The sequence below is a fragment of the Streptomyces sp. NPDC127038 genome, from assembly GCF_042725875.1.
In the GTDB taxonomy this organism is placed as follows: Bacteria; Actinomycetota; Actinomycetes; order Streptomycetales; family Streptomycetaceae; genus Streptomyces.
Window position 1 is genome coordinate 113,932 of sequence record NZ_JBHXDQ010000011.1, and the last position, 21,137, is coordinate 135,068.

General features: G+C 71.2%; 19 protein-coding genes. 12 read left to right on the forward strand and 7 right to left on the reverse strand.

The features are described from left to right. Positions 1–92: 92 nt before the first annotated feature. Both ACFWI4_RS11525 and hemL read right to left on the reverse strand, forming a co-directional pair. Positions 93–794 (reverse strand): histidine phosphatase family protein, encoded by a 702-nt coding sequence (locus ACFWI4_RS11525; RefSeq protein ID WP_387193913.1) that lies wholly within the window; start codon positions 792–794, stop codon positions 93–95. Further along, positions 791–2,107, reverse strand: coding sequence for a glutamate-1-semialdehyde 2,1-aminomutase (hemL, locus tag ACFWI4_RS11530; protein WP_387193916.1), 1,317 nt, complete (start codon positions 2,105–2,107; stop codon positions 791–793). Before hemL ends, ACFWI4_RS11525 begins: the two co-directional genes overlap by 4 nt. Before the next feature lie 580 nt (positions 2,108–2,687). On the opposite strand from hemL, the gene ACFWI4_RS11535 reads away from it, so the two are divergent. Further along, positions 2,688–3,125 (forward strand): hypothetical protein, encoded by a 438-nt coding sequence (locus ACFWI4_RS11535; RefSeq protein ID WP_385401794.1) that lies wholly within the window; start codon positions 2,688–2,690, stop codon positions 3,123–3,125. A 64-nt stretch (positions 3,126–3,189) separates the two neighbouring features. On the opposite strand, the gene ACFWI4_RS11540 is transcribed toward ACFWI4_RS11535, so the two are convergent. Then, on the reverse strand, positions 3,190–3,927 hold the full coding sequence (locus tag ACFWI4_RS11540; RefSeq protein WP_387193920.1) for an SDR family NAD(P)-dependent oxidoreductase: 738 nt from the start codon (positions 3,925–3,927) through the stop codon (positions 3,190–3,192). Positions 3,928–4,358: 431 nt separating this feature from the next. Here ACFWI4_RS11540 and ACFWI4_RS11545 point away from each other — a divergent pair, with 431 nt between their 5' ends. The 7 genes from ACFWI4_RS11545 (at position 4,359) to ACFWI4_RS11575 (ending at position 13,365) form a co-directional block, all read left to right on the forward strand. Next, positions 4,359–4,952: a hypothetical protein gene (locus ACFWI4_RS11545; protein WP_387193923.1), complete on the forward strand. Its 594-nt coding sequence runs from the start codon at positions 4,359–4,361 to the stop codon at positions 4,950–4,952. A 332-nt stretch (positions 4,953–5,284) separates the two neighbouring features. Continuing rightward, positions 5,285–5,983, forward strand: coding sequence for a class F sortase (locus ACFWI4_RS11550; protein WP_387193925.1), 699 nt, complete (start codon positions 5,285–5,287; stop codon positions 5,981–5,983). Positions 5,984–6,163: 180 nt separating this feature from the next. Next, positions 6,164–6,718, forward strand: a complete 555-nt coding sequence (locus ACFWI4_RS11555; RefSeq protein WP_387193928.1) for a hypothetical protein — start codon at positions 6,164–6,166, stop codon at positions 6,716–6,718. Positions 6,719–6,829: 111 nt separating this feature from the next. Next, complete coding sequence (locus tag ACFWI4_RS11560; RefSeq protein WP_387194032.1) at positions 6,830–8,806, forward strand: APC family permease; 1,977 nt, start codon at positions 6,830–6,832, stop codon at positions 8,804–8,806. Positions 8,807–9,051: 245 nt separating this feature from the next. Continuing rightward, a complete protein-coding gene (locus ACFWI4_RS11565) occupies positions 9,052–11,010 on the forward strand; it encodes an amino acid transporter (RefSeq protein ID WP_387193931.1) in 1,959 nt (652 codons plus the stop codon). A 135-nt stretch (positions 11,011–11,145) separates the two neighbouring features. Further along, positions 11,146–11,871, forward strand: coding sequence for a response regulator transcription factor (locus tag ACFWI4_RS11570; protein ID WP_385401781.1), 726 nt, complete (start codon positions 11,146–11,148; stop codon positions 11,869–11,871). After that, positions 11,872–13,365 (forward strand): ATP-binding protein, encoded by a 1,494-nt coding sequence (locus ACFWI4_RS11575; RefSeq protein ID WP_387193934.1) that lies wholly within the window; start codon positions 11,872–11,874, stop codon positions 13,363–13,365. Positions 13,366–13,969: 604 nt separating this feature from the next. On the opposite strand, the gene ACFWI4_RS11580 is transcribed toward ACFWI4_RS11575, so the two are convergent. Further along, positions 13,970–14,647, reverse strand: coding sequence for an FMN reductase (locus tag ACFWI4_RS11580; RefSeq protein ID WP_387193937.1), 678 nt, complete (start codon positions 14,645–14,647; stop codon positions 13,970–13,972). Then, entirely contained in the window at positions 14,644–15,735 is a 1,092-nt protein-coding gene (locus ACFWI4_RS11585; RefSeq protein WP_387193940.1) for an LLM class flavin-dependent oxidoreductase, read from the reverse strand. The genes ACFWI4_RS11580 and ACFWI4_RS11585 overlap by 4 nt, the downstream gene beginning before the upstream one ends. Before the next feature lie 134 nt (positions 15,736–15,869). Between ACFWI4_RS11585 and ACFWI4_RS11590 the strand changes: the two genes are divergently transcribed. Beyond that, positions 15,870–17,303: an MFS transporter gene (locus tag ACFWI4_RS11590; RefSeq protein ID WP_387193943.1), complete on the forward strand. Its 1,434-nt coding sequence runs from the start codon at positions 15,870–15,872 to the stop codon at positions 17,301–17,303. A gap of 9 nt (positions 17,304–17,312) precedes the next feature. Here ACFWI4_RS11590 and ACFWI4_RS11595 read toward each other — a convergent pair whose 3' ends face one another. Further along, positions 17,313–17,816 (reverse strand): MarR family winged helix-turn-helix transcriptional regulator, encoded by a 504-nt coding sequence (locus ACFWI4_RS11595; RefSeq protein ID WP_387193946.1) that lies wholly within the window; start codon positions 17,814–17,816, stop codon positions 17,313–17,315. 687 nt (positions 17,817–18,503) lie between these two features. On the opposite strand from ACFWI4_RS11595, the gene ACFWI4_RS11600 reads away from it, so the two are divergent. The 3 genes from ACFWI4_RS11600 (at position 18,504) to ACFWI4_RS11610 (ending at position 19,860) form a co-directional block, all read left to right on the forward strand. Next, the gene (locus tag ACFWI4_RS11600; RefSeq protein WP_385401766.1) at positions 18,504–18,842 is read left to right on the forward strand and encodes a YnfA family protein; all 339 of its coding nucleotides are present in this window, start codon (positions 18,504–18,506) and stop codon (positions 18,840–18,842) included. An 83-nt stretch (positions 18,843–18,925) separates the two neighbouring features. Further along, entirely contained in the window at positions 18,926–19,693 is a 768-nt protein-coding gene (locus ACFWI4_RS11605; protein WP_387193949.1) for an SDR family NAD(P)-dependent oxidoreductase, read from the forward strand. Next, positions 19,690–19,860 carry a hypothetical protein gene (locus tag ACFWI4_RS11610; RefSeq protein WP_385401760.1) on the forward strand — a complete coding sequence of 57 codons (171 nt, stop codon included), beginning with the start codon at positions 19,690–19,692 and terminating at the stop codon, positions 19,858–19,860. Before ACFWI4_RS11605 ends, ACFWI4_RS11610 begins: the two co-directional genes overlap by 4 nt. A 44-nt stretch (positions 19,861–19,904) precedes the next feature. Here ACFWI4_RS11610 and ACFWI4_RS11615 read toward each other — a convergent pair whose 3' ends face one another. After that, on the reverse strand, positions 19,905–21,098 hold the full coding sequence (locus tag ACFWI4_RS11615) for an RtcB family protein (RefSeq protein ID WP_387193952.1): 1,194 nt from the start codon (positions 21,096–21,098) through the stop codon (positions 19,905–19,907). Positions 21,099–21,137 lie beyond the last annotated feature (39 nt).

Below are 21,137 nucleotides of genomic sequence, written 5' to 3' on the forward strand. Positions count from 1 at the left end.
CGCGATGAAGTCGCGGGTTCCGTTTAACGCGCGCAGATTTATATGATTTTACGAAGATACGCCCATTTAGCCGGGCTCTTCGCGTACGTCCGTCAGGCCCCGAACGCCTTGCCCTTGCCCTTCACCGGCTTGGCGCCCGCGAGGAGATGAGCCGGCACCAGATCGCGCGCGGGCTCGCTGTAGCCCACGGAAACGATCTTGTCGCCGCGGTAGGTGAACGTGGTCAGCGACGCCAGGGTGCACTGCCGCTTGCGCGGGTCGTGCCACAGCCGCCGCTTCTCCGCGTAGCTGCGGACGATCCAGATCGGCAGCTGATGACTCACCAGCACCGCCTCGTGGCCGCGCGCCGCGTCCTTGGCCGCGTCCAGCGCCCCCATCATCCGCACGACCTGGTCCACGTACGGCTCGCCCCAGGACGGCTTGAACGGGTTGACGAGGTGCTTCCAGTTCTCCGGCTTGCGCAGCGCGCCGTCCCCGACCCCGAACGTCTTGCCCTGGAAGACGTTGTCGGCCTCGATGAGCCGCCCGTCCGTCGCCAGGTCGAGCCCGTGGGCCTTCGCGATCGGCGTGGCCGTCTCCTGCGCCCGCTCCAGCGGAGAGGCCACGACGTGCGTGACGTCGCGCGAGGAGAGGTGCTCGGCCACCCGGTCGGCCATCTGCCGCCCCAGCTCGGACAGGTGATAGCCGGGCAGCCGCCCGTAGAGCACACCGTCCGGGTTGGCGACCTCGCCGTGCCGCATCAGATGGACGACGGTGATGTCGCCCGCGCCGTTCGTGCCGCTGGTGTCGCTCATGCCGTGGCCTCCGCCGCTGCCCGCGCCGCCGCCGGAAGGGCGTCGGCGATCCGCTGAATCGCCTGGTCGTCGTGGGCCGTCGACACGAACCACGACTCGAACGAGGACGGCGGCAGGTAGACGCCCTGCGCCAGCATCGCGTGGAAGAACGCGGTGTAGCGGAAGGACTCCTGCGCCTTCGCGTCCTCGTAGTCGCGCACCTCACGTCCCGTGAAGAACACGGAGAACATGTTGGAGGCGCGCTGGAGGCGATGGGTCACGCCCTCCTTGGCGAGCGCCTCGGTCACCAGCGCCTGGATCCGCTCCGACACCGCGTCGGCCTTGTCGTACGCGGCCTGGTCGAGCAGCCGCAGCTGCGCGAGACCTGCGGCGGTGGCGACGGGATTGCCCGAGAGCGTGCCCGCCTGGTACACCGGCCCGGCCGGCGCGAGGTGCGCCATCACGTCCTCGCGGCCACCGAACGCGGCGGCCGGGAAGCCGCCGCCCATCACCTTGCCGAAGGTCATCAGGTCGGGACGCACGCCGTCGATCCCGAACCAGCCGGCCCTGCTGGTACGGAAGCCGGTCATCACCTCGTCCGAGATGTACAGGGCGCCGTTCTTCGCGCAGGCGTCCTTGAGGCCCTGGTTGAAGCCGGGCGCGGGCGGCACCACACCCATGTTCCCGGGCGAGGCCTCGGTGATCACACAGGCGATCTCACCGGGGTGCGCGTGGAACGCGGCCTGCACGGCCTCCAGGTCGTTGTAGGGCAGGACGATGGTGTCGGCGGCCTGCGCGCCGGTGACGCCGGGCGTGTCCGGCAGCGCGAACGTCGCGAGACCGCTGCCGGCCGCGGCGAGCAGCGAGTCGACGTGGCCGTGGTAGCAGCCGGCGAACTTGATCACCTTGGTGCGCCGGGTGAACCCGCGGGCGAGCCGGATGGCCGACATGGTCGCCTCGGTGCCGCTGGAGACGAGGCGGACCTGCTCCACGGGCTCGACCCGGGCGACGATCTCCTCGGCGAGGGCGACCTCCCCCTCACCGGGCGTGCCGAAGGACGTACCGCGTGCGACGGCCTCCTGGACCGCGGCGATGACCTCGGGGCGGGAGTGCCCGAGGATCATCGGACCCCAGGAGCAGACGAGGTCGACGTACTCGCGGCCGTCGGCGTCGGTCAGGTACGGACCGGTTCCGGACACCATGAACCGGGGCGTACCGCCCACGGCGCGGAAGGCGCGCACCGGAGAATTCACGCCACCTGGTGTGACGGCCGCCGCACGGTCGAACAGCGACTGCGAGGCTGGGGCTTCGTAGGGATAAGGCAGTTCGGTCATGACCTGCGACGTCTCCGACTCCGGGGGGCTAGTGACCTCCTCAGGGTAGGCCAGGGGTCCCGGTGGGCCGTGCGGGGAACGGCGGAGCGCCGTGAACGGACCGCCCCGGCCCGACGTACGGGTCCTCACAAGGAACGATCCCGGCCATCGCCGGGCCGGTGTGACGGAGCCCGGTACGACAACCGGGTCCCTTCCCCCGGCCATCTGCGAAACTGGGGCACGAACGGACAGCTCACATGAACGACGGTGTTCAGGGGCCGCGAAGATCCCGCGGACAGGTGTTTCGGCGTACGTTTCGGCGTGCGACCGTGGGGGAGGTCACTGTCACGATGATCGGGTTGCGTGGCGGGGGTCGCGCGACTTAGAAAAGCAGTCGGGTGGAGATATGCATCGCGGTGGCGGACTGGGCGAGGGGACCGATGACCTCAACCCTCGGCGTGCCCGGCGGGGGAAGCACCGGCGTGAGGCGGAGGAAGCGGCCGGGAGAGCCGGACAGGTACAGGGATCGCACGGTGACCCCGACGAACAGATCGATCGCGCGGTCGAGCGACTGCGGGCGGAGAGCGGGAATGGTGGCCGAGTGGGGGTGACGTACAAATATTTCGGCGCGCCGGACGGCGCGACGGCCGCCAGGGTCCCGATCTCGATGCGCCCCGAGGAACTCGGCGGCGACGAACTCGGCATGAACGGCATGTTCACCAAGATCAAGCCGGAGACGATGGCCGCGATGGTCCTCACCGGCATAGAAGGCGTCCCCCTGAACAAGGTGCCGCCGCTCGAACTCGTCGTCCTTCACCCCGACTACGCCGTGGTCAAGCTCCCCATGACCGTCGTCGACCCGATCCGCGGCATAGGCGAGGAGGCCGTCGGCGCCGCCGCCTTCATCTGGTCCACGGTCCCGGACCGCGGCGGCCCGCGCGACGCCTTCAACGTCTACCAGCTGCTGCACGAGTGGCAGGACTTCTCCCACCGCCTCCACGAGGCGGGCCACCAGCCGTACTGCCTGGTGTGGCCCTGATCCAGGGCTTGAACGGCAACGGGCGGGGTCCTCGGACCCCGCTTTTCCCGTTCCCGGGCCCCGTTCAGCGACCGCCCGCGACCCGCAGCACCGTGCCCGTCGTGTACGAGGCGTCGTCCGACAGGAGCCAGGCCACCGCGCCGGAGATCTCGTCCGGCCGGCCCGCGCGGCCCATGGGGATCGTGGCCGCCAGCCGGGCCGGACGCTGCGGGTCCTCGTGGAACTCGGTCCAGACCACGCCCGGGGCGACACCGTTCACGCGGATGCCGTCGGCCGCGACCTCCTTGGACAGGCCGACGGTCAGGGTGTCGACGGCCGCCTTCGCCGCCGCGTAGTGGACGTACTCCCCCGGGCTGCCGAGGGTCGCCGCGGCGGACGAGACGTTGACGATCGCGCCCCCGCCCGACCCGGTCATCTCCCGTACGGCACGGCGGGCGCAGAGCAGATAGCCGAGGACGTTGACCGCGAGAGCGTCCCGCATGCCCTCGGGGTCGGCGTCGGCCAGCGGTCCGTTGGGGCCGCTGACGCCCGCGTTGTTCACCAGCCCCGTGACCGGGCCCAGACCGGCGGCCGCCCGGTCGAAGAGTGCGTCGACCGCGGCGGGGTCGGAGGTGTCCACGGCGACGGCCAGAGCACGCCCGCCCGCGTCCTCGACGGCACCCGCCACCTTCTCGGCCGCCTCGCGGTCGGACCGGTAGCCGACGACGACGTCATGCCCCTCCAGGGCCAGCCGCCGGCAGACGGCCGCGCCGATACCGCGGCTTCCGCCCGTCACCACCGTGATCCTCCGCCCGTCACCCACGGCCGCCCACCTTCCTGACGCATCGTCATGTCGCTTCACGCCCCGGCACATCCCGTCATCTCGCTCCACGGCGTGGACCACCAGTGTGACGGCAACCGGTGCCGCCGGTGATCTCCGACGGCCGGGGCCGGCTCGGGCACCCCGCCCGGCCCAGCCGGCCGCGCAGACGAGTCGCCGCCGATCGGGTCATGCGCCGGGCGCCGTCCGGAGCCGTCCCACCACGACGGGGCCCGGCGAACCGGCAGGTCAGAGCCGCCGGACCGGCCCCCGGTGACCGCCGGGGCAGCGGCCGGACGGGGGCTCCGCCCTCGGCCGGGTGCGCTCCCCGGGTGGTGCGCCCGGCTCATCGGATTGACGGTTGATCACGTCGCACCGGGTTTTCGCCTGCTGACAAGAGGTCAGCTGCCTGGTCTGACGGAAGGACTTCGACAATGCGATCTGCCCGCATGCTCCTGGCCGCCGCCACGGCCACCGCCGCTCTCGCGATCGCCGCCCCGGGGGCGTACGCCGCCACGGCCGGCGACTGGGACCACAGCGACTCCTCCTCTTCCTCTTCCTCCTCTTCGTCCTCCACCAAGGACCACGAGGACTCCGGCTACGGAAAGGAGCACGACGACTCCGGGTACGGCCAGGACCACGGGAAGGACAGCGACAGCGACCACGGCAAGCCCAGCTGGCACCACGAGAAGCCCGAGGGCGGCGTCCACACCGGTGGCGGCGCGCTGATGTCCATCAAGACGGACGACTCCTCGAAGGGTGACAAGAAGTACGACCCGGAGACCTACAAGGACAAGGACTCCTCCAGCTCCGACCACGGCAGCGGCTCCTGGGACTCCGGTTCGGACAAGGGCTCGTGGGACTCGGGCAGCAAGGAGGAGGAGAAGCCGCACGGCGGCATGCACACCGGCGGCGGCGGTCTCGCCACGTCGTCCGGCGTCACGGCCGGCGGCATCGGTGTCCTGGGCCTCGCGGCCGCGGGCGTGTACATGCTGCGCCGTAGGAACACGCAGGGTGGTGTGGCCTGACCATGCCTGACGACATAGCGGTCCGGGCCGCCGCCCCCTCACCCGTGGCGGCCCGGCCGGTCTCCCCCACCCGTGGCGCCCCGCCCGCTCTCTCCTTCCACCGCTCCTGCCGCTCCCACGGCCGGTGCGCCTGACGCTCCCCGCCGCGGACCGCCGGGACACCTGACGCTCCCGCCGTTCCTGGCCCCGATGCCGCTCCTGCCGCTCCCACCGCTTCGAACGTTGCCGTAAGTCCCGTTGATCCTGTTGCCCTCCTGCCCCCACCGGTCCCGTCGTTCCCGCTGTCCCCGCCCAGTCCGCTCCGCTGCCCCGACCCGATGAGGTGGTACCCGATGGCAGCCCGGTTGTCCTCTCCCGCCGAGACCCCGACCACGTCACCCGAGCGGTCCTTCCGGCGTCGTGCGACCTGGGTCGTGTGGTGCGCAGGCATCGCGGTCCTGGTGGCCACCAACGTGCTCCACCGCCAGGACGAACCCTCCGGCCCCTCCCCCACCGCCCCCGCCGCGGCGGCCCCCGGGCACGCGCACCCGCCCGTGTCCTCGGCCTCGCCCTCGAACGACCGCCCGGCGGCACGGCACCTCCCGCGAGCCGAGCCGACCCGGCTGCTCATCCCGAAGATCTCGGTGGACGCGCCCTTCACCGAACTCGCCCTCGACTCCACGGGCAAGCTCCAGCCCCCGCCCGCGAACGACACGAACCTGGTCGGCTGGTACGCCAACGGCGTCTCCCCCGGCGAGACCGGGGCGGCGATCATCGCCGGGCACGTCGACACGAAGACCTCCGCCGCCGTGTTCGCCGGCCTCGGCGATCTGAAGAAGGGCGACAAGTTCAGCGTCGAACGGTCCGACGGCCGGACGGCGAACTTCGTCGTCGACACCGCGGAGACCTTCGCGAAGAACGCCTTCCCCGACGACCGGGTGTACGCCGACACCCCCGACGCCGAGGTCCGCCTCATCACGTGCGCCGGCACCTACGACCGCACGGTCAAGGACTACACCGACAACCTGGTCGTCTTCGCCCACCTCGTCTGATCCGGCGGGCGGCCGGTCCGCACGGACCGGCCGCCCGCCGCACACGGACCCGTCAGCCCTGGCCGCAGGTGCCCCGAGGGCGATGTCGCGTCAGGGGTCGTTCAACGTTGACGCCATGGCTCGTCAAAGACCCGTCAACGCACGTCGCCCCCCGCCCCACCGATCACTACGGTCGGAGGCATGGAACCCCGCGACGAGACCCGCGCAGCGGCCGAGGCGCCCCCGCCACCGGCCGCCGAGGTCGCACACGACCTGCGCTGGGCCCAGGACCTGCGCAGCTCGATCCGCTGCGCGGGCGCGCTCCTGGCCCTGCTCGTCCTGACCGACGGCGTCGCCGGCACCCTCACCGGCCCGCGCGCCCTGCTGTGGCTGGCCCTCGCGGCCCTGCTCTTCCTCATCCTGTGCCCGGCCCGGATCGCGGCGGGCGAGGGCTGGCTCAGCTCCCACGGCCCGCTCGGCACCCGGCGGGTACGGACCGACCGCCTGGTGTCCGTACGCTGCCTCGACGGCGTCGGACAGCGGCTCGTCCTGCGCGACACCTTCGGAGCGCGCCTGGAGCTCGACCCCGATGTCCTGGCCGCCAGCCCCGGACTGTGGCACCGCCTGGACGAGGACGCCCGGATCTCCGCCCGGCGCGGCACCCTCACCAGCGGAGAGAGCGCGCTGCGCCGCGTCTCCGAGCGGATCGACCGCGAGACCGCACGCACCGTGTTCAAGCTGTCCGGACTGGACTGAATGTCCGGTCCCGACCGAGTGTCGGGACCGCCCGGCCCGTCCCGGCGGGCTTAACCTCCGCCCGTGCTCAACGTGACGGAGATCCTCAAACGCCTGGTGATCGGCCGCGCGATGCGCAGCGAGGAACTGACCGGGACGCTGCTGCCCAAACGGCTGGCCCTGCCCGTCTTCGCCTCCGACCCGCTGTCGTCCGTGGCCTACGCGACCCAGGAGATCCTGCTCGTCCTCACCCTCGGCGGACTGGCGTACCTGCACTTCACGCCGTGGATCGCCGGGGCGGTGGTGGCGCTGATGGCCGTCGTGGTGCTGTCGTACCGGCAGGTCGTGCACGCCTATCCGAGCGGCGGCGGCAGCTTCGAGGTGGCGACCACGAACCTGGGCCCCTCGGCCGGTCTGGTCGTCGCCGCCTCGCTCCTGGTCGACTACGTCATGACGGTCGCCGTCTCCGTCGCCTCGGGCGTCGACAACATCATCTCGGCGCTCCCCGGACTCGCCCACCTGCGGGTCCTGCTGGCCCTCGTCTTCGTCGCGGTGCTCGCGGCCATCAACCTGCGGGGCGTGCGCGAGTCGGGACGGGCCTTCGCCGCGCCGACCTATCTGTTCATCGGCGGCGTCCTGATCATGGTGGTCACCGGCATGGTCCGCTACGCCCTCGGGAACCCGCCGGTCGCCATGAGCGCCGGCTACGGGATCACCCCCGACCCCGCCGACGCGCATCTGACGGGACTGGCCCTGCTGATGCTGGTCCTGCGCGCGTTCTCCTCCGGCTGCACGGCGCTGACCGGGGTGGAGGCGATCTCCAACGGCGTCCCCGCGTTCCGCAAGCCCAAGTCGCGCAACGCGGCCACCACCCTGGCCGCGATGGGAGGGCTCGCGATCGTCATGTTCACCGGGGTCACCACCCTGGCGCTGGTCTCCAAGGTGCACATCACCGACGACGCGTGCCGGCTCACCGGTCTCGACGTGGACTGCGCCTCCTACACCCAGCGCACGGTCATCGCGCAGATCGCGGCGGCGGTGTTCGGCGGGGAGCACAGCGCCGGCTTCTACTTCATCCAGGCCGTGACGGCCCTGGTCCTGATCCTGGCCGCGAACACCGCCTTCAACGGCTTCCCCCTGCTGGCCTCCATCCTGGCCCAACACCGTTATCTGCCACGCCAGTTGCACAACCGGGGCGACCGACTCGCCTTCTCCAACGGCATCCTGGCCCTCTCCATCGTCGCGGGCCTGCTGCTGTGGGGCTACCGGGCGAACGTCACCAGCCTCATCCACCTCTACATCCTGGGCGTGTTCACCTCCTTCACGCTCTCCCAGCTCGGCATGGTGCGGCACTGGAACCGGGAGCTGCGCGGCGAACCCGACGGCGTCGCACGCCGGCGCCATCACACCGCGCGCCTGATCAACGCGGTGGGCGGCATCGTCACCGGCTTCGTCCTCCTCATCGTCCTGACCACCAAGTTCACCCAGGGCGCCTGGCTGGCGGTCCTCGCGGCGAGCGTGCTGTGGGTGACCATGCGCGCGATCAGACGCCACTACGACACGACGGCTGCGGAGCTGGCGGTCACCGATCCGCACGAGGAACTCAGGCCGCCCAGCCGGGTGTTCGCGATCGTGCTGGTGTCCCGGCTGCACAAACCGACCCTGCGGGCCCTCGCCTACGCGCACGCCACCCACCCCTACCGGCTGGAGGCGCTGACCGTCTCCGTCGACGCGGACGCCACGGCCGAGCTGCGCCGGCACTGGGAGGAGTACGGCATCGACGTACCGCTGAAGATCGTCGACTCCCCGTACCGCGAGATCACCCGGCCGGTCGTCGGGTACGTCCGCTCCATCCGCCGCGAGAGCCCGCGCGACGCCGTCGCCGTCTTCGTCCCCGAATACGTCGTGGGCCACTGGTGGGAAAACCTCCTCCACAACCAGTCCGCCCTGTGGCTCAAGAGCCGGCTGCTGTTCACCCCGGGCGTGATGGTGACGAGCGTGCCCTGGCAGCTCAGCTCCTCGGCCCACGCCGACCGGCCGGCGCCCCGCGCACCGGGCTCCGTACGCCGCGGCGAGCCCCCGGTCGCCCCGCAGCAGCGGACCCCGTGACCACGGACCCGCGGACGCACGGTCACCGGCCCACGGCCACCGACCCCGTGACCGGCACCTGAACGGGTGACGAACCCCGCCCCTCCCGGCGCACCCGTGATGCGGGACCAGCGGGTCTTAACGCAAGCTTGACGCCTGAGGCCCCTCGACGCTTGGGCCCGGGCATCACTCTCTGCATACGCTGATGGGCGCCGTCTCCTCGATGGCCGGAATGTTCGAAGAGACGTACGTCAGGAGAGTCATCGATGGCCAGCACCGAGCCCGCCCCGCCGAGCCGCTTGCGGGCGTGGATGCTGGAAGGCCTGTCCGACATCAGCAAGAGCAAGGGCCGCCAGCTGCCGAAGCCGGCCGAGCCCGCGCCCGTCCACAAGGGACAGCGCTGGTGGCGCGTCATGTGCCTGACCGGTGTCGACTACTTCTCCACCCTCGGCTACCAGCCCGGCATCGCGGCCCTGGCGGCCGGCCTCCTGTCACCGATCGCCACGATCGTGCTGGTCGTCGTCACCCTGGCCGGCGCCCTGCCCGTCTACCGCCGCGTCGCCGAGGAGAGCCCCCACGGCGAGGGCTCCATCGCCATGCTGGAACGCCTGCTCTCCTTCTGGAAGGGCAAGCTGTTCGTCCTCACCCTCCTCGGCTTCGCCGCCACCGACTTCCTGATCACCATCACCCTCTCGGCCGCCGACGCCTCCACCCACCTGGTGGAGAACCCCCATCTGAACAGCGCCCTGCACGACAAACAGATGGTGATCACCCTCTTCCTGGTGGCCCTGCTCGGCGCCGTCTTCCTCAAGGGCTTCCTGGAGGCGATCGGCGTCGCGGTCGTCCTGGTCGGCATCTACCTCGGCCTCAACGTCGTCGTCGCCGTCGCCGGGGTCTGGGAGGTCGCCACCCACGAGCACCTCGTCACCGACTGGTCCACCGCGCTGACCGCCGAACACGGGAACGTCGCCGCCATGATCGGCGTGTCCCTGCTCGTCTTCCCCAAACTCGCCCTCGGCCTGTCCGGCTTCGAGACCGGGGTCGCGGTCATGCCGCACGTCGAAGGCGACTCGGGCGACACCGAGGAGGAGCCCACCGGGCGGATCCGCGGCGCCAAGAAGCTGCTCACCACCGCCGCCGTGATCATGAGCGTCTTCCTCATCGTCACCAGCTTCATCACCACCGTGCTGATCCCCGAGAAGGAGTTCCAGCCGGGCGGCCAGGCCAACGGCCGCGCCCTCGCCTACCTCGCCCACGAGTACCTCGGCAACGCCTTCGGCACCGTCTACGACGTCTCCACCATCTGCATCCTGTGGTTCGCCGGCGCCTCCGCCATGGCCGGCCTGCTCAACCTCATGCCGCGCTACCTCCCCCGCTACGGCATGGCCCCCCACTGGGCCCGCGCCGTCCGCCCCATGGTGATCGTCTTCACCCTGATCGCGTTCCTCGTCACCTGGATCTTCGACGCCGACGTCGACAAGCAGGGCGGCGCCTACGCCACCGGCGTCCTCGTCCTGATCAGCTCCGCCGCCATCGCCGTGACCATCGCCGCCCGCAAGGCCCGCCAGAAACACTGGGCCGTCCTCTTCGCGGTCATCTCGGCGGTCTTCCTCTACACGACCGTCGTCAACATCATCGAACGCCCCGACGGTGTGAAGATCGGCGCCTGCTTCATCGCCGGCATCATCCTCGTCTCCCTGCTCTCCCGGCTCGCCCGCGCCTTCGAGCTCCGGGTGACCAGCATGACCATGGACGACATGGCCGAACGGTTCGTCCGCGACATCGCCAGCCGCCGGATCCGCTTCGTCGCCAACGAACCCGACAAGCGCGACATCGCCGAGTACCGCGAGAAGATCGAGCAGATCCGCGCCGACCACGACCTCCCCGCCCAGGACGACTTCGTCTTCCTGGAGGTCACCGTCGGCGACCCCTCCGAGTTCGAGTCCGTCATGAACGTACGCGGCGAAGTCCTCCACGGCCGCTACCGCGTCCTGACCCTGGAATCCGCCTCCATCCCCAACGCCCTCGCCGCCCTGCTCCTCTACGTGCGCGACACCACCGGCGGCATCCCCCACATCTACTTCGAGTGGACCGAGGGCAACCCCTTCACCAACTTCCTGCGCTTCTTCCTCTTCGGTCAGGGCGAGGTCGCCCCCGTCACCAGGGAAGTCCTGCGCGAGGCCGAACCCGACCGCACGCGAAGGCCACGCGTCCACGTCGGCTGACCCCGCACCCGCACAGGACCGGGACCTTTCCGGGCACGTCCGACACACCGGGAAGGGGTGAGAGGCCGGTAAGAAGGCCCGTCGCGGACCCGCCCACCTGCTCGCTTTCGGCCGACGGCTTGGCAGACTGGGCAAGTGCCCCAGAACGTACTGCTCGCCGAGGACGACCGCGCCATCCGCCACGCCCTGGAAAGGGCGCTGACACTGGAGGGCTACGAGGTCACAGCCGTGGCCGACGGGGTGGAAGCGCTGGCCCAGGCCCACCGCACCCCGCCGGACGTCCTCGTCCTCGACGTCATGATGCCCGGCATCGACGGCCTCCAGGTCTGCCGCGTCCTGCGCGCCGAGGGCGACCGCACCCCGATCCTGATGCTCACCGCGCTCGTCGAGACCGCCGACCGCATCGCCGGGCTCGACGCCGGAGCCGACGACTACGTCGTCAAGCCCTTCGACGTCGAGGAGGTCTTCGCCCGGCTGCGCGCCCTGCTGCGCCGCACCGGCAACGGCGCCCTCGACGAGGACGCGCAGCCGCCCGCGCCCCGCGAACCCCAGACGTCCAGCAGCCAGATCTCCGCGGCCGGACTGCGCATGGACATCCAGGCCCGCCGGGCCTGGCGCGGACAGCGCGAGCTGGAACTGACCCGCACCGAGTTCGAGCTCCTCGAACTGCTCGTCCGCAACGCGGGCATCGTCCTGGACCACTCGACCATCTACGACCGGATCTGGGGCTACGACTTCGGCCCCGGCTCCAAGAACCTCGCCGTCTACGTGGGCTATCTGCGGCGCAAGCTCGACGAGCCGGGAGCTCCGGCGCTGATCCACACCGTACGGGGCGTGGGGTACGTCCTGAGGGAGGACTGAGTGCGACGACGGCTGCGGCAGGTGTCGTCCCTGCGGACCACCTTCACCGTGTCCTTCGCGGCCGTCGCCGCCGCCGTCACGGTCCTCGTCGGGTTCCTCAGCTACGACGCCGCCGCCCGCCTGGTGCGCGTCGACCAGCAGACGGTGTTCGCCGAGGTGGTGCAGGACCTGCGCGACCAGGTGCGCGAGCGCTCGCTGGAACCGGGCGACTTCGCCTCATCCGACCCCGACCACGACGGGCCCCTCGACGACATCATCCGGCCCAGCCGCACCGACGTGCAGGTGCTCGGGCCCAAGGGCGTGATCGTCGACCACGGCGTTCCGCCGCTGCCCGTGTACAGCCACGACCGGGCGGTCGCCGACGACGCCAAGGCGGGCAGGCTCGAACAGCACAAGGACGTCGACGTCTCCGGGGACCGCTACCGGCTGGCGACCGTCTCGCTGGGCGGCGGACGCGGTGCCGTGCAGGTCGCCCAGCAGTTCAGCGACACGGAGGACCTGCTCCGCACGCTCCAGCAGCGGACCGTGATCCTCGTCGGCGCCGTCGTGATCGCCGCCGGGCTGTTCGGCTGGTGGCTGGCCCGGCGCATCACCCGGCGCCTGGTCCGGCTCGCCGGGGCCGCCGAGGACGTGGCCCGCACCGGGCGCCTCGGCATCCAGGTGCCGGTGACCGGGCACGACGAGGTGGCCCGGCTCGGCCGGTCCTTCGACCGGATGCTCGGCCGCCTCGCCCAGTCCGAGGAGGACCAGCGCCGGCTCGTCCAGGACGCGGGACACGAGCTGCGTACGCCCCTGACCTCCCTGCGGACGAACATCTCCATGCTCCGCCGGATCGACGAGCTGCCGCCCGGCGCCCGCGAGGAACTCGTCGCCGACCTGGCGCTGGAGTCCCGGGAGCTGACCGACCTGGTCAACGAACTCGTCGCCCTCGCGGCCGGGCAGTCGGACACCGAGCCCGTACGCCGGCTGGACCTCGGCGAACTCGCGGAGGACGTGGCGACCGTCGCGCGCCGCCGGACCGCCCGGGAGATCACCGTCCGGGCCATCGGCGACACCACCGTCGACGGCCGCCCGAGCGCCCTCCAGCGTGCGGTCTCCAACCTCGTGGAGAACGCCGCCAAGTTCGACCGGGGCGGCAGCGCGCCGATCGAGGTCGTGGTGACCGGGCCCGCCGGGCCGACGGCCGGGACCCATCCGGGCATCCCCGGCACCCCGCTGATCCACCTCGGGGCCGCCGCTTCCGCGAGCCGTCAGGGGCTGGTCCGGGTCGAGGTGCTCGACCGGGGGCCCGGCATCGGCGAGGACGACCTCATGCGGGTCTTCGACCGCTTCTACCGGGCCGCCGACGCCCGCAGCCTTCCCGGTTCGGGCCTCGGCCTGTCGATCGTCCGCGAGGTCTCCACGGCCCACGGAGGCACCCCGTTCGCCCATCCCCGCAAGGGCGGCGGCACGGTGATCGGCTTCACGGTGCAGGCGGCACCCGCCGCGGACTGAGGCTTCCGCTGTGCGGCCTCGGTCCGGTGGGTGGGTGGGTCGGGGCCGGGCCGGTGCATCAGCCCGTCGCCGTCGGACAAAGACGTGACCGTCGGTGGCGACGGCCATCGATGCACCGCCCCGCCCCCTCACGCCCGATCCCGACTGCGGATGCATCGTGGTACCGGATCAGGAGACCTCATCCCCGGCCGGTCAATCTTCATCCCCGGCCAGCGAAGGATTCGGCCGCTCCGGCCCACCTTTCGGATGCCGGGGACATTCCCTCCCCGGCCGATCACATTCCAGCTCCGGCCGGCGAAGGATTCGGCTCCGCCCGGTCACCGTCCCGGCCGGGGAGAGATTCCGCCCTGCCCGGTCACCTCTCAGCCCCGGCCGGGGAAAGGTTCAGCCCTGCCCGGTCACCTCTCAGCCCCGGCCGGGGAAGGGTTCAGCCCTGCCCGGTCACCTTTTAGCCCCGGCCGGGGAAAGGTTCAGCCTTGCCCGGTCACCTCTCAGCCCCGGCCGGGGAAGGGTTCAGCCCCTCCGGCGTTTGAGGAGCGGGGGTCCGGGGGCGGCGCCCCCCGGGTACGGGTTGGGTAGGGGCGGAGGGGGCGAAAACCACCCACTACGGCCGCAGCGCCGCCAGCTGCTCCTCGAACGGGACCACATGGAACCCGTCCGCCCGACCGGGGGGCTCGGACTGAGCCGGCAGCAGCGCAGCCCCCGGCTCCGGGCCAGCAGCAGGCGCAGGCACAGACACAGGCACAGGGGCCGGCGAGGACACGGCCAACGCCGACATCAGCGCAGCCAGCTCCCCCGCCCCCCGCTCGATCCGCTCCGCGAGCCCCTCGGCCCCCCAGTCCTCCGAAGCCGCGTACACCCCGGTCGGCACGACCACGGCCCGCAGATAGGCGAACAACGGCCGCAACGCGTGCTCCAGGACGAGCGAATGCCGCCCGGTCCCCCCGGTCGCCGCGACCAGCACGGGCTTCCCCACCAGCGCGTCCTTGTCGAGCACGTCGAAGAACGACTTGAACAGCCCGCTGTAGGAGGCGGAGAAGACCGGCGTGACGACGATCAGACCGTCCGCGGAGGTCACGTCCTCGATCGCCGCGGACAACGCCCGCCCGGGAAACCCGTTGGTGAAGTTGTGCGCGATCTCGACCGCGAGATCACGCAGCTCGACCACCCGGAGATCCACCGCACCGGACACCCGGCCGGCGGTCGCAGCCGCCAGCCGGTCACCCAGCAGCCGCGTGGACGACGGAACACTCAGCCCCGCCGAGACGACGACGAGCCTCATGCGCGGCTCACCTCCTCCTCGGCCGCCGCCACCCGGGCCGCGTGGGTCGGCGCGTCCGGCACGTCGGCCGGCCGCCCCTTGGCGAACTCCTCGCGCAGCACCGGCACGACCTGCTCCCCGAGGAGGTCGAGCTGCTCCAGCACGGTCTTGAGGGGCAGCCCGGCGTGGTCCATCAGGAACAGCTGTCGCTGGTAGTCACCGGCGTACTCGCGGAACGCCAGCGTCTTCTCGATGACCTGCTGCGGCGAGCCGACGGTCAGCGGGGTCTGCTCGGTGAAGTCCTCCAGGGAGGGCCCGTGCCCGTAGACCGGCGCGTTGTCGAAGTACGGCCGGAACTCCCGTACCGCGTCCTGCGAGTTGGGCCGCATGAACACCTGGCCGCCGAGGCCGACGATCGCCTGCTCGGCCGTGCCGTGCCCGTAGTGCGCGTACCGCTCGCGGTAGAGCTCGACCATCTTCTTGGTGTGGTCGGCGGGCCAGAAGATGTTGTTGTGGAAGAAGCCGTCGCCGTAGTACGCGGCCTGTTCCGCGATCTCGGGCGAGCGGATCGAACCGTGCCAGACGAACGGCGGGACACCGTCCAGCGGACGCGGGGTCGACGTGAACGACTGGAGCGGCGTACGGAACTTGCCCTCCCAGGTCACCACGTCCTCGCGCCACAGGCGGTGCAGCAGCGCGTAGTTCTCGACGGCGAGGTTGATGCCCTGGCGGATGTCCTGTCCGAACCAGGGATAGACGGGGCCGGTGTTGCCGCGGCCCATCATCAGGTCTACCCGGCCGTCCGCGAGGTGCTGGAGCATCGCGTAGTCCTCGGCGATCTTCACCGGGTCGTTGGTGGTGATCAGCGTCGTGGACGTGGACAGGACGAGCTTCTCGGTGCGCGCCGCGATGTAGCCGAGCATCGTGGTCGGGGACGACGGCACGAACGGCGGGTTGTGGTGCTCGCCGGTCGCGAAGACGTCGAGGCCGACCTCCTCGGCCTTCAGCGCGATGGCGACCATGGCCTTGATGCGCTCGCGCTCGGTCGGCTCCCGGCCCGTGGTCGGGTCCGGTGTCACATCGCCGACGCTGAAGATCCCGAACTGCATGGTCGCTCATCCTCCAAGTTGTTGATGCTTCAACCATACCGTCGAACCACCACCCCGCCCCCGGTATTCCGCGACCCCCACCCCCCTCATATTCCGCTTGACCGCACCACGCCTCATGCCCGACATTTATCTGCGTGACACAGATACTGCATGACGCAAACGAAACTGAAACCGCCGGCCACCCTCCCGCCCGCGTCCGCTGGGCGATCCTCGGCGTCGTCCTCGCCGCCGACGTCCTCGACCTCCTCGACGGCACCATCACCAACATCGCCGCCCCGACCATCACCCACGACCTGGGCGGCGGCACCGCCCTCGTCCAGTGGCTCGGCGCGTCCTACGCCCTCGCGCTCGGCGTCCTGCTCGTCCTCGGCGGACGGCTCGGCGACAAGTACGGCCGCCGCCGGCTCTTCCTGACCGGCCTCACCGGCTTCACCGCCGCCTCCCTCGCCTGCGGTCTCGCGCCGACGCCAGGAACCCTCGTCGCGGCCCGGCTGATCCAGGGCGCCTTCGGCGCACTCGTCATCCCGCAGGGCTTCGGCATCCTCGGCGCGACCTGGCCCCGGGACCAGATCGGCAAGGCGTACAGCCTGTTCGGACCGGTCATGGGCCTCTCGGCCGTCGGCGGCCCGGTCCTCGCCGGACTCCTCATCGACGCCGACCTCGCCGGTCTCGGCTGGCGCCCGATGTTCCTGATCAACCTCGTCCTCGGCGGCGCCGCGGTCCTCGCCGCCGCCCGGCTGCTCCCCCGTGACACCGGCGACCGCGCGACCGGCGTCGACGTCCCCGGCTCCGTCCTCCTGGGCGCCACCATGCTCGCCCTGCTCACCGGCCTCATCCAGGGCTCGGCCCACGGCTGGACCGCCCTCCCCGTCCTGCTCCTGCTCGCCGGACTCGCGCTGTTCGCCGGGTTCTGCCACCGCCAGCGCACCGCGCCCAGCCCCCTGATCAGCCCCTCCCTCCTGCACAACCGCGGCTTCACCTCGGGACTGCTCACGGGTGTGGTCTTCTTCGCCGCCGTCGCCGGCCTGCTCTACGTCGTCTCCCTCTTCCTCCAGCAGGGCCTCGACCGCACCCCCGCGTCCGCCGCGCTCGCCCTGACGCCCCTGTCCGCGGGCATCGTCATCGCCTCGATCGCCTGCTACCGCCTGATCGCCCGCCTGGGCCGCCGTCTGGTCCTCACCGGGTTCCTCGTCACCCTCGCCGGAACGGCCCACCTGATCGCCCTGGTCACCGTCTCCGGCACGGACACCGACGGCTGGGCCCTGGTCCCGCCGCTGTTCGTCATCGGGCTCGGCATGGGCGCGTGCTTCGGCTCGCTCTACGACGTCACGATCGGCGACATCGCCCCCGCGGAGGCCGGCAGCGCGGGCGGCTCGCTCGGCGCGGTCCAGCAGCTCGCCAACGCGCTCGGAGCCGCCGCCGTCACCACGGTCTACTTCCGCTCCGACGGCGGCGCGGCCCACGCCACCACGCTGAGCCTCACCGTGGTCGCCGCGGTCACCCTCCTGTGCTGCCCCCTCGTGGGCCTGCTCCCGCACAAGGCACCGGACCAGCACCACCAGGGCTAGGAGCGGCCCCTAGGACTCCTGGTCCGAGGGGTCCTCAAGATCTCCGGACCGCAGGCGGGCGACCTGCTCGGCGCTGAAGTCGACCGTGCGGCGCATGTGCCCGATGATCAGGGCGACCTCGTCGTCGTCGAGCCCGTCGAACAGGCCGTACCAGCCGGCGCCGAGCCGCTCCCACATCCGTCCGAACTCGGCGATCTTCTCGGGCACGGTCGCCACCAGCACCCGGCGCCGGTCGACCGCGTCGCGCTCCCGCACGACGTAGCCGGCCTTCTCCAGCCGGTCCACGAGCCGGGTGGCCGACCCGGTCGTCAGTCCGGTCATCTCGGCGATCCGCCCGGTGGTCACGGGCGCGGCCTCCAGGCTGAGCAGGTTCACGCACTGCACGTCCGTCGGGTGCAGGCCGACGTGGTCGGCGAGGGCCTGGTTGAACAGCGCGTACGAGGCCATGTACCGGCGTGACACGACCGCCAGTTCCTCCAGCAGCCGCCCGCGCGGTTCCCCAGCCGTGGCCATACGGCCCCCTTCCACCAGCCCCGAATCCTACGCCGGGCGCCCCACTCACCCCCGGAAGCCGACGCCGCCCCCCACAACCTTCCTTCGCCCCCTCCGCCCCTACCCGACCCGTACCCGGGGCTCCGCCCCGGACCCCGCTCCTCAAACGCCGGAGGGGCTGAAACTTTCCCCGCCCGGGGTGAGATGTGACCGGACACGGCTGAAGCCTTCGCCGACTGGGGCTGAACCTCTCCCGCCCGGGTGGGATGAGGCCGGGCACGGCTGAAGCTTTCGCCCACCGGGGCTGAGAGGTGACCGGCCGAGGCTGAACCTTTCCCACCCGGGTGAGACGTGGCCGACCGCGGCTGAAGCTTTCGCCCACCGGGGCTGAGAGGTGACCTGCCGAGGCTGAACCTTTCCCGCCCGGGTGGGATGAGGTCGGGCAGGGCCGAGCTTTCGCCGGCCGGAGCTGGACCTGTCCCCGCCCGGGGACGAAACGTGGCCGGCCGGGGCTGAAAGGCACGCACCCAAGCCACGGCCCTGCCGCAGTCGGTATCCGGCGCGAGGGGCCGTGCCGGTACATCGATGGCCGTCGCCACCGACGTTCACACCTCACCCAACGGCGACGGCCTGATGCACCGGCACGGCCCCGACCCACCCACGAACCCGGACCGAACCCGCGACCCCGGCCCCTGCCAAAGTGACCCCATGCTGATCGCCCGCTCCGCCGCCCTCTTCGTCCTCGCCGCGCTCCTGGAGATCGGCGGCGCCTGGCTCGTCTGGCAGGGCGTGCGCGAACACCGCGGTGCCCTCTGGATCGGCGCCGGACTCATGGCCCTCGGCCTGTACGGCTTCGTCGCCACCCTCCAGCCCGACGCCGAGTTCGGCCGCGTCCTGGCCGCGTACGGCGGAGTCTTCGTGGCCGGCTCCCTCGCCTGGGGCGTCGTCGCCGACGGCTACCGCCCCGACCGCTGGGACATCACCGGCGCCCTGATCTGCCTCGCCGGAGCCGCCGTGATCATGTACGCGCCCAGAGGCGGCAGCTGACCCCGCCTATCCTGGCCGAGGCACCACCGACACCACCACGAGCACACGACCACAGCCACGCACACCCGCCAAGGAGCAGCCGTATGACCCCCGCCGCCGCGTCCCGTATCGCCGTCATCACCGGTGCAAGCAGCGGAATCGGCGCCGCGACGGCCCGGCAGCTCGCGGCCGAGGGCTACCGCGTCGTCCTCACGGCCCGCCGCAAGGACCGCATCGAGGCGCTGGCCGAGGAGATCACCGCGGCGGGCGGCCAGGCCACCGCGTACGCCCTGGACGTCACGGACCGCACCGCGGTCGACGAGTTCGCGACCGCGTTCAAGACGATCGGCGTCCTCGTCAACAACGCCGGCGGCGCACTCGGCGCGGACCCGGTCGCGACCGGCGACCCGGCCCAGTGGCGCCAGATGTACGAGACGAACGTCATCGGCACCCTGAACATCACCCAGGCCCTGCTCCCCGCGCTCACCGCCAGCGGCGACGGCACGGTCGTCGTCCTGTCCTCCACGGCCGGCCACGGCACGTACGAGGGCGGCGGCGGCTACGTGGCCGCGAAGCACGCCGAGCACGTGCTCGCGGAGACGCTGCGCCTGGAGATCGTCGGCACGCCGGTCCGCGTGATCGAGGTGGCCCCCGGCATGGTCAAGACCGAGGAGTTCGCGCTCACCCGCTTCGGCGGCGACACCGAGAAGGCCGCCAAGGTCTACGCGGGCGTGGCCCAGCCGCTGACCGCCGACGACGTCGCCGAGACGATCACGTGGGCGGTCACCCGCCCCAGCCACGTGAACATCGACCTCCTGGTGGTCCGCCCCCGCGCCCAGGCGTCGAACACGAAGGTCCACCGCGAACTGTGACCCCGGACGAGACACCGGCCCCCCAGCCACCCCTCGCGAACGAACAGGCCCGCCTGGCCCTGGAGAAGAAGCGCGAACGGTACGTCTGGTACTACCTGGCGTACTTCCTCTTCGGCATCCACATCGTCGCGTTCGTCATGATCTGGGCAGTCCTGTCAACGAAGTGACCCGGCCTCGGCGGCCCCTGGATCCGTCCAGGGGCCGCCTCCTTTCAACCCTTCACGCAGACAACCTGCTTCAGCTTCGCCACGACCTGCACGAGATCCTGCTGCTGCTCGATGACCTGCTCGATCGGCTTGTAGGCGCCCGGGATCTCGTCCACGACGCCGGAGTCCTTGCGGCACTCGACGCCCTTCGTCTGGTCCTCCAGGTCCTTCGTGGAGAAGCGCCGCTTCGCCGCGTTGCGGCTCATCCGCCGACCGGCGCCGTGCGAGGCCGAGTTGAAGGACTTCTCGTTGCCGAGACCCTTCACGATGTACGACCCGGTCCCCATGGAGCCCGGGATGATTCCGAACTCTCCGGCCCGCGCACTGATGGCCCCCTTGCGCGTGACAAGCAGGTCCACACCCTCGTACCGCTCGACGTTCACGTAGTTGTGGTGGCAGCTGATCTCGGGCTCGAAGGCCGGCTTCGCCTTCTTGAACTCCTTGCGGACCACGTCCTTGAGGAGCGCCATCATGAGCGTGCGGTTGTACTTCGCGTACTCCTGGGCCCAGAACAGGTCGTTGCGGTACGCCGCCATCTGGGGCGTGTCCGCCACGAAGACCGCGAGGTCCCGGTCCACCAGGCCCTGGTTGTGCGGGAGCTTCTGCGCGACCCCGATGTGATGCTCGGCCAGCTCCTTGCCGATGTTCCGGGAACCGGAGTGCAGCATCAACCAGACATAACCGTCGGAGTCGATACAAACCTCAACAAAGTGGTTGCCCGCGCCTAGCGTCCCCATCTGCTTCACGGCCCGTTCCTCGCGGAACTTCACCGCGTCCGCCACCCCGTCGAACCGCCCCCAGAAGTCGTCCCACCCGGCCGTGGCCAGGCCGTGGAAGCGGTCCGGGGTGACCGGGGAGTCGTGCATCCCGCGGCCCACCGGGATCGCCTCCTCGATCTTCGAGCGGAGCCGGGAGAGGTCGCCCGGGAGGTCGTTGGCGGTGAGGGACGTCTTGACCGCGGACATTCCGCAGCCGATGTCGACACCCACCGCCGCCGGGCACACGGCGTCCCGCATCGCGATGACCGAGCCGACCGTCGCGCCCTTGCCGTAGTGGACGTCCGGCATGACGGCGAGGCCCTTGATCCAGGGAAGCGTCGCGACGTTCTGGAGCTGGCGCAGCGCGACGTCCTCGACCGAGGCGGGGTCGGTCCACATACGGATGGGAACCCGCGCCCCCGGCATCTCTACGTACGACATATCGTCCTCTTCCCCCACAAAACCAACAGAAGTCTTAAA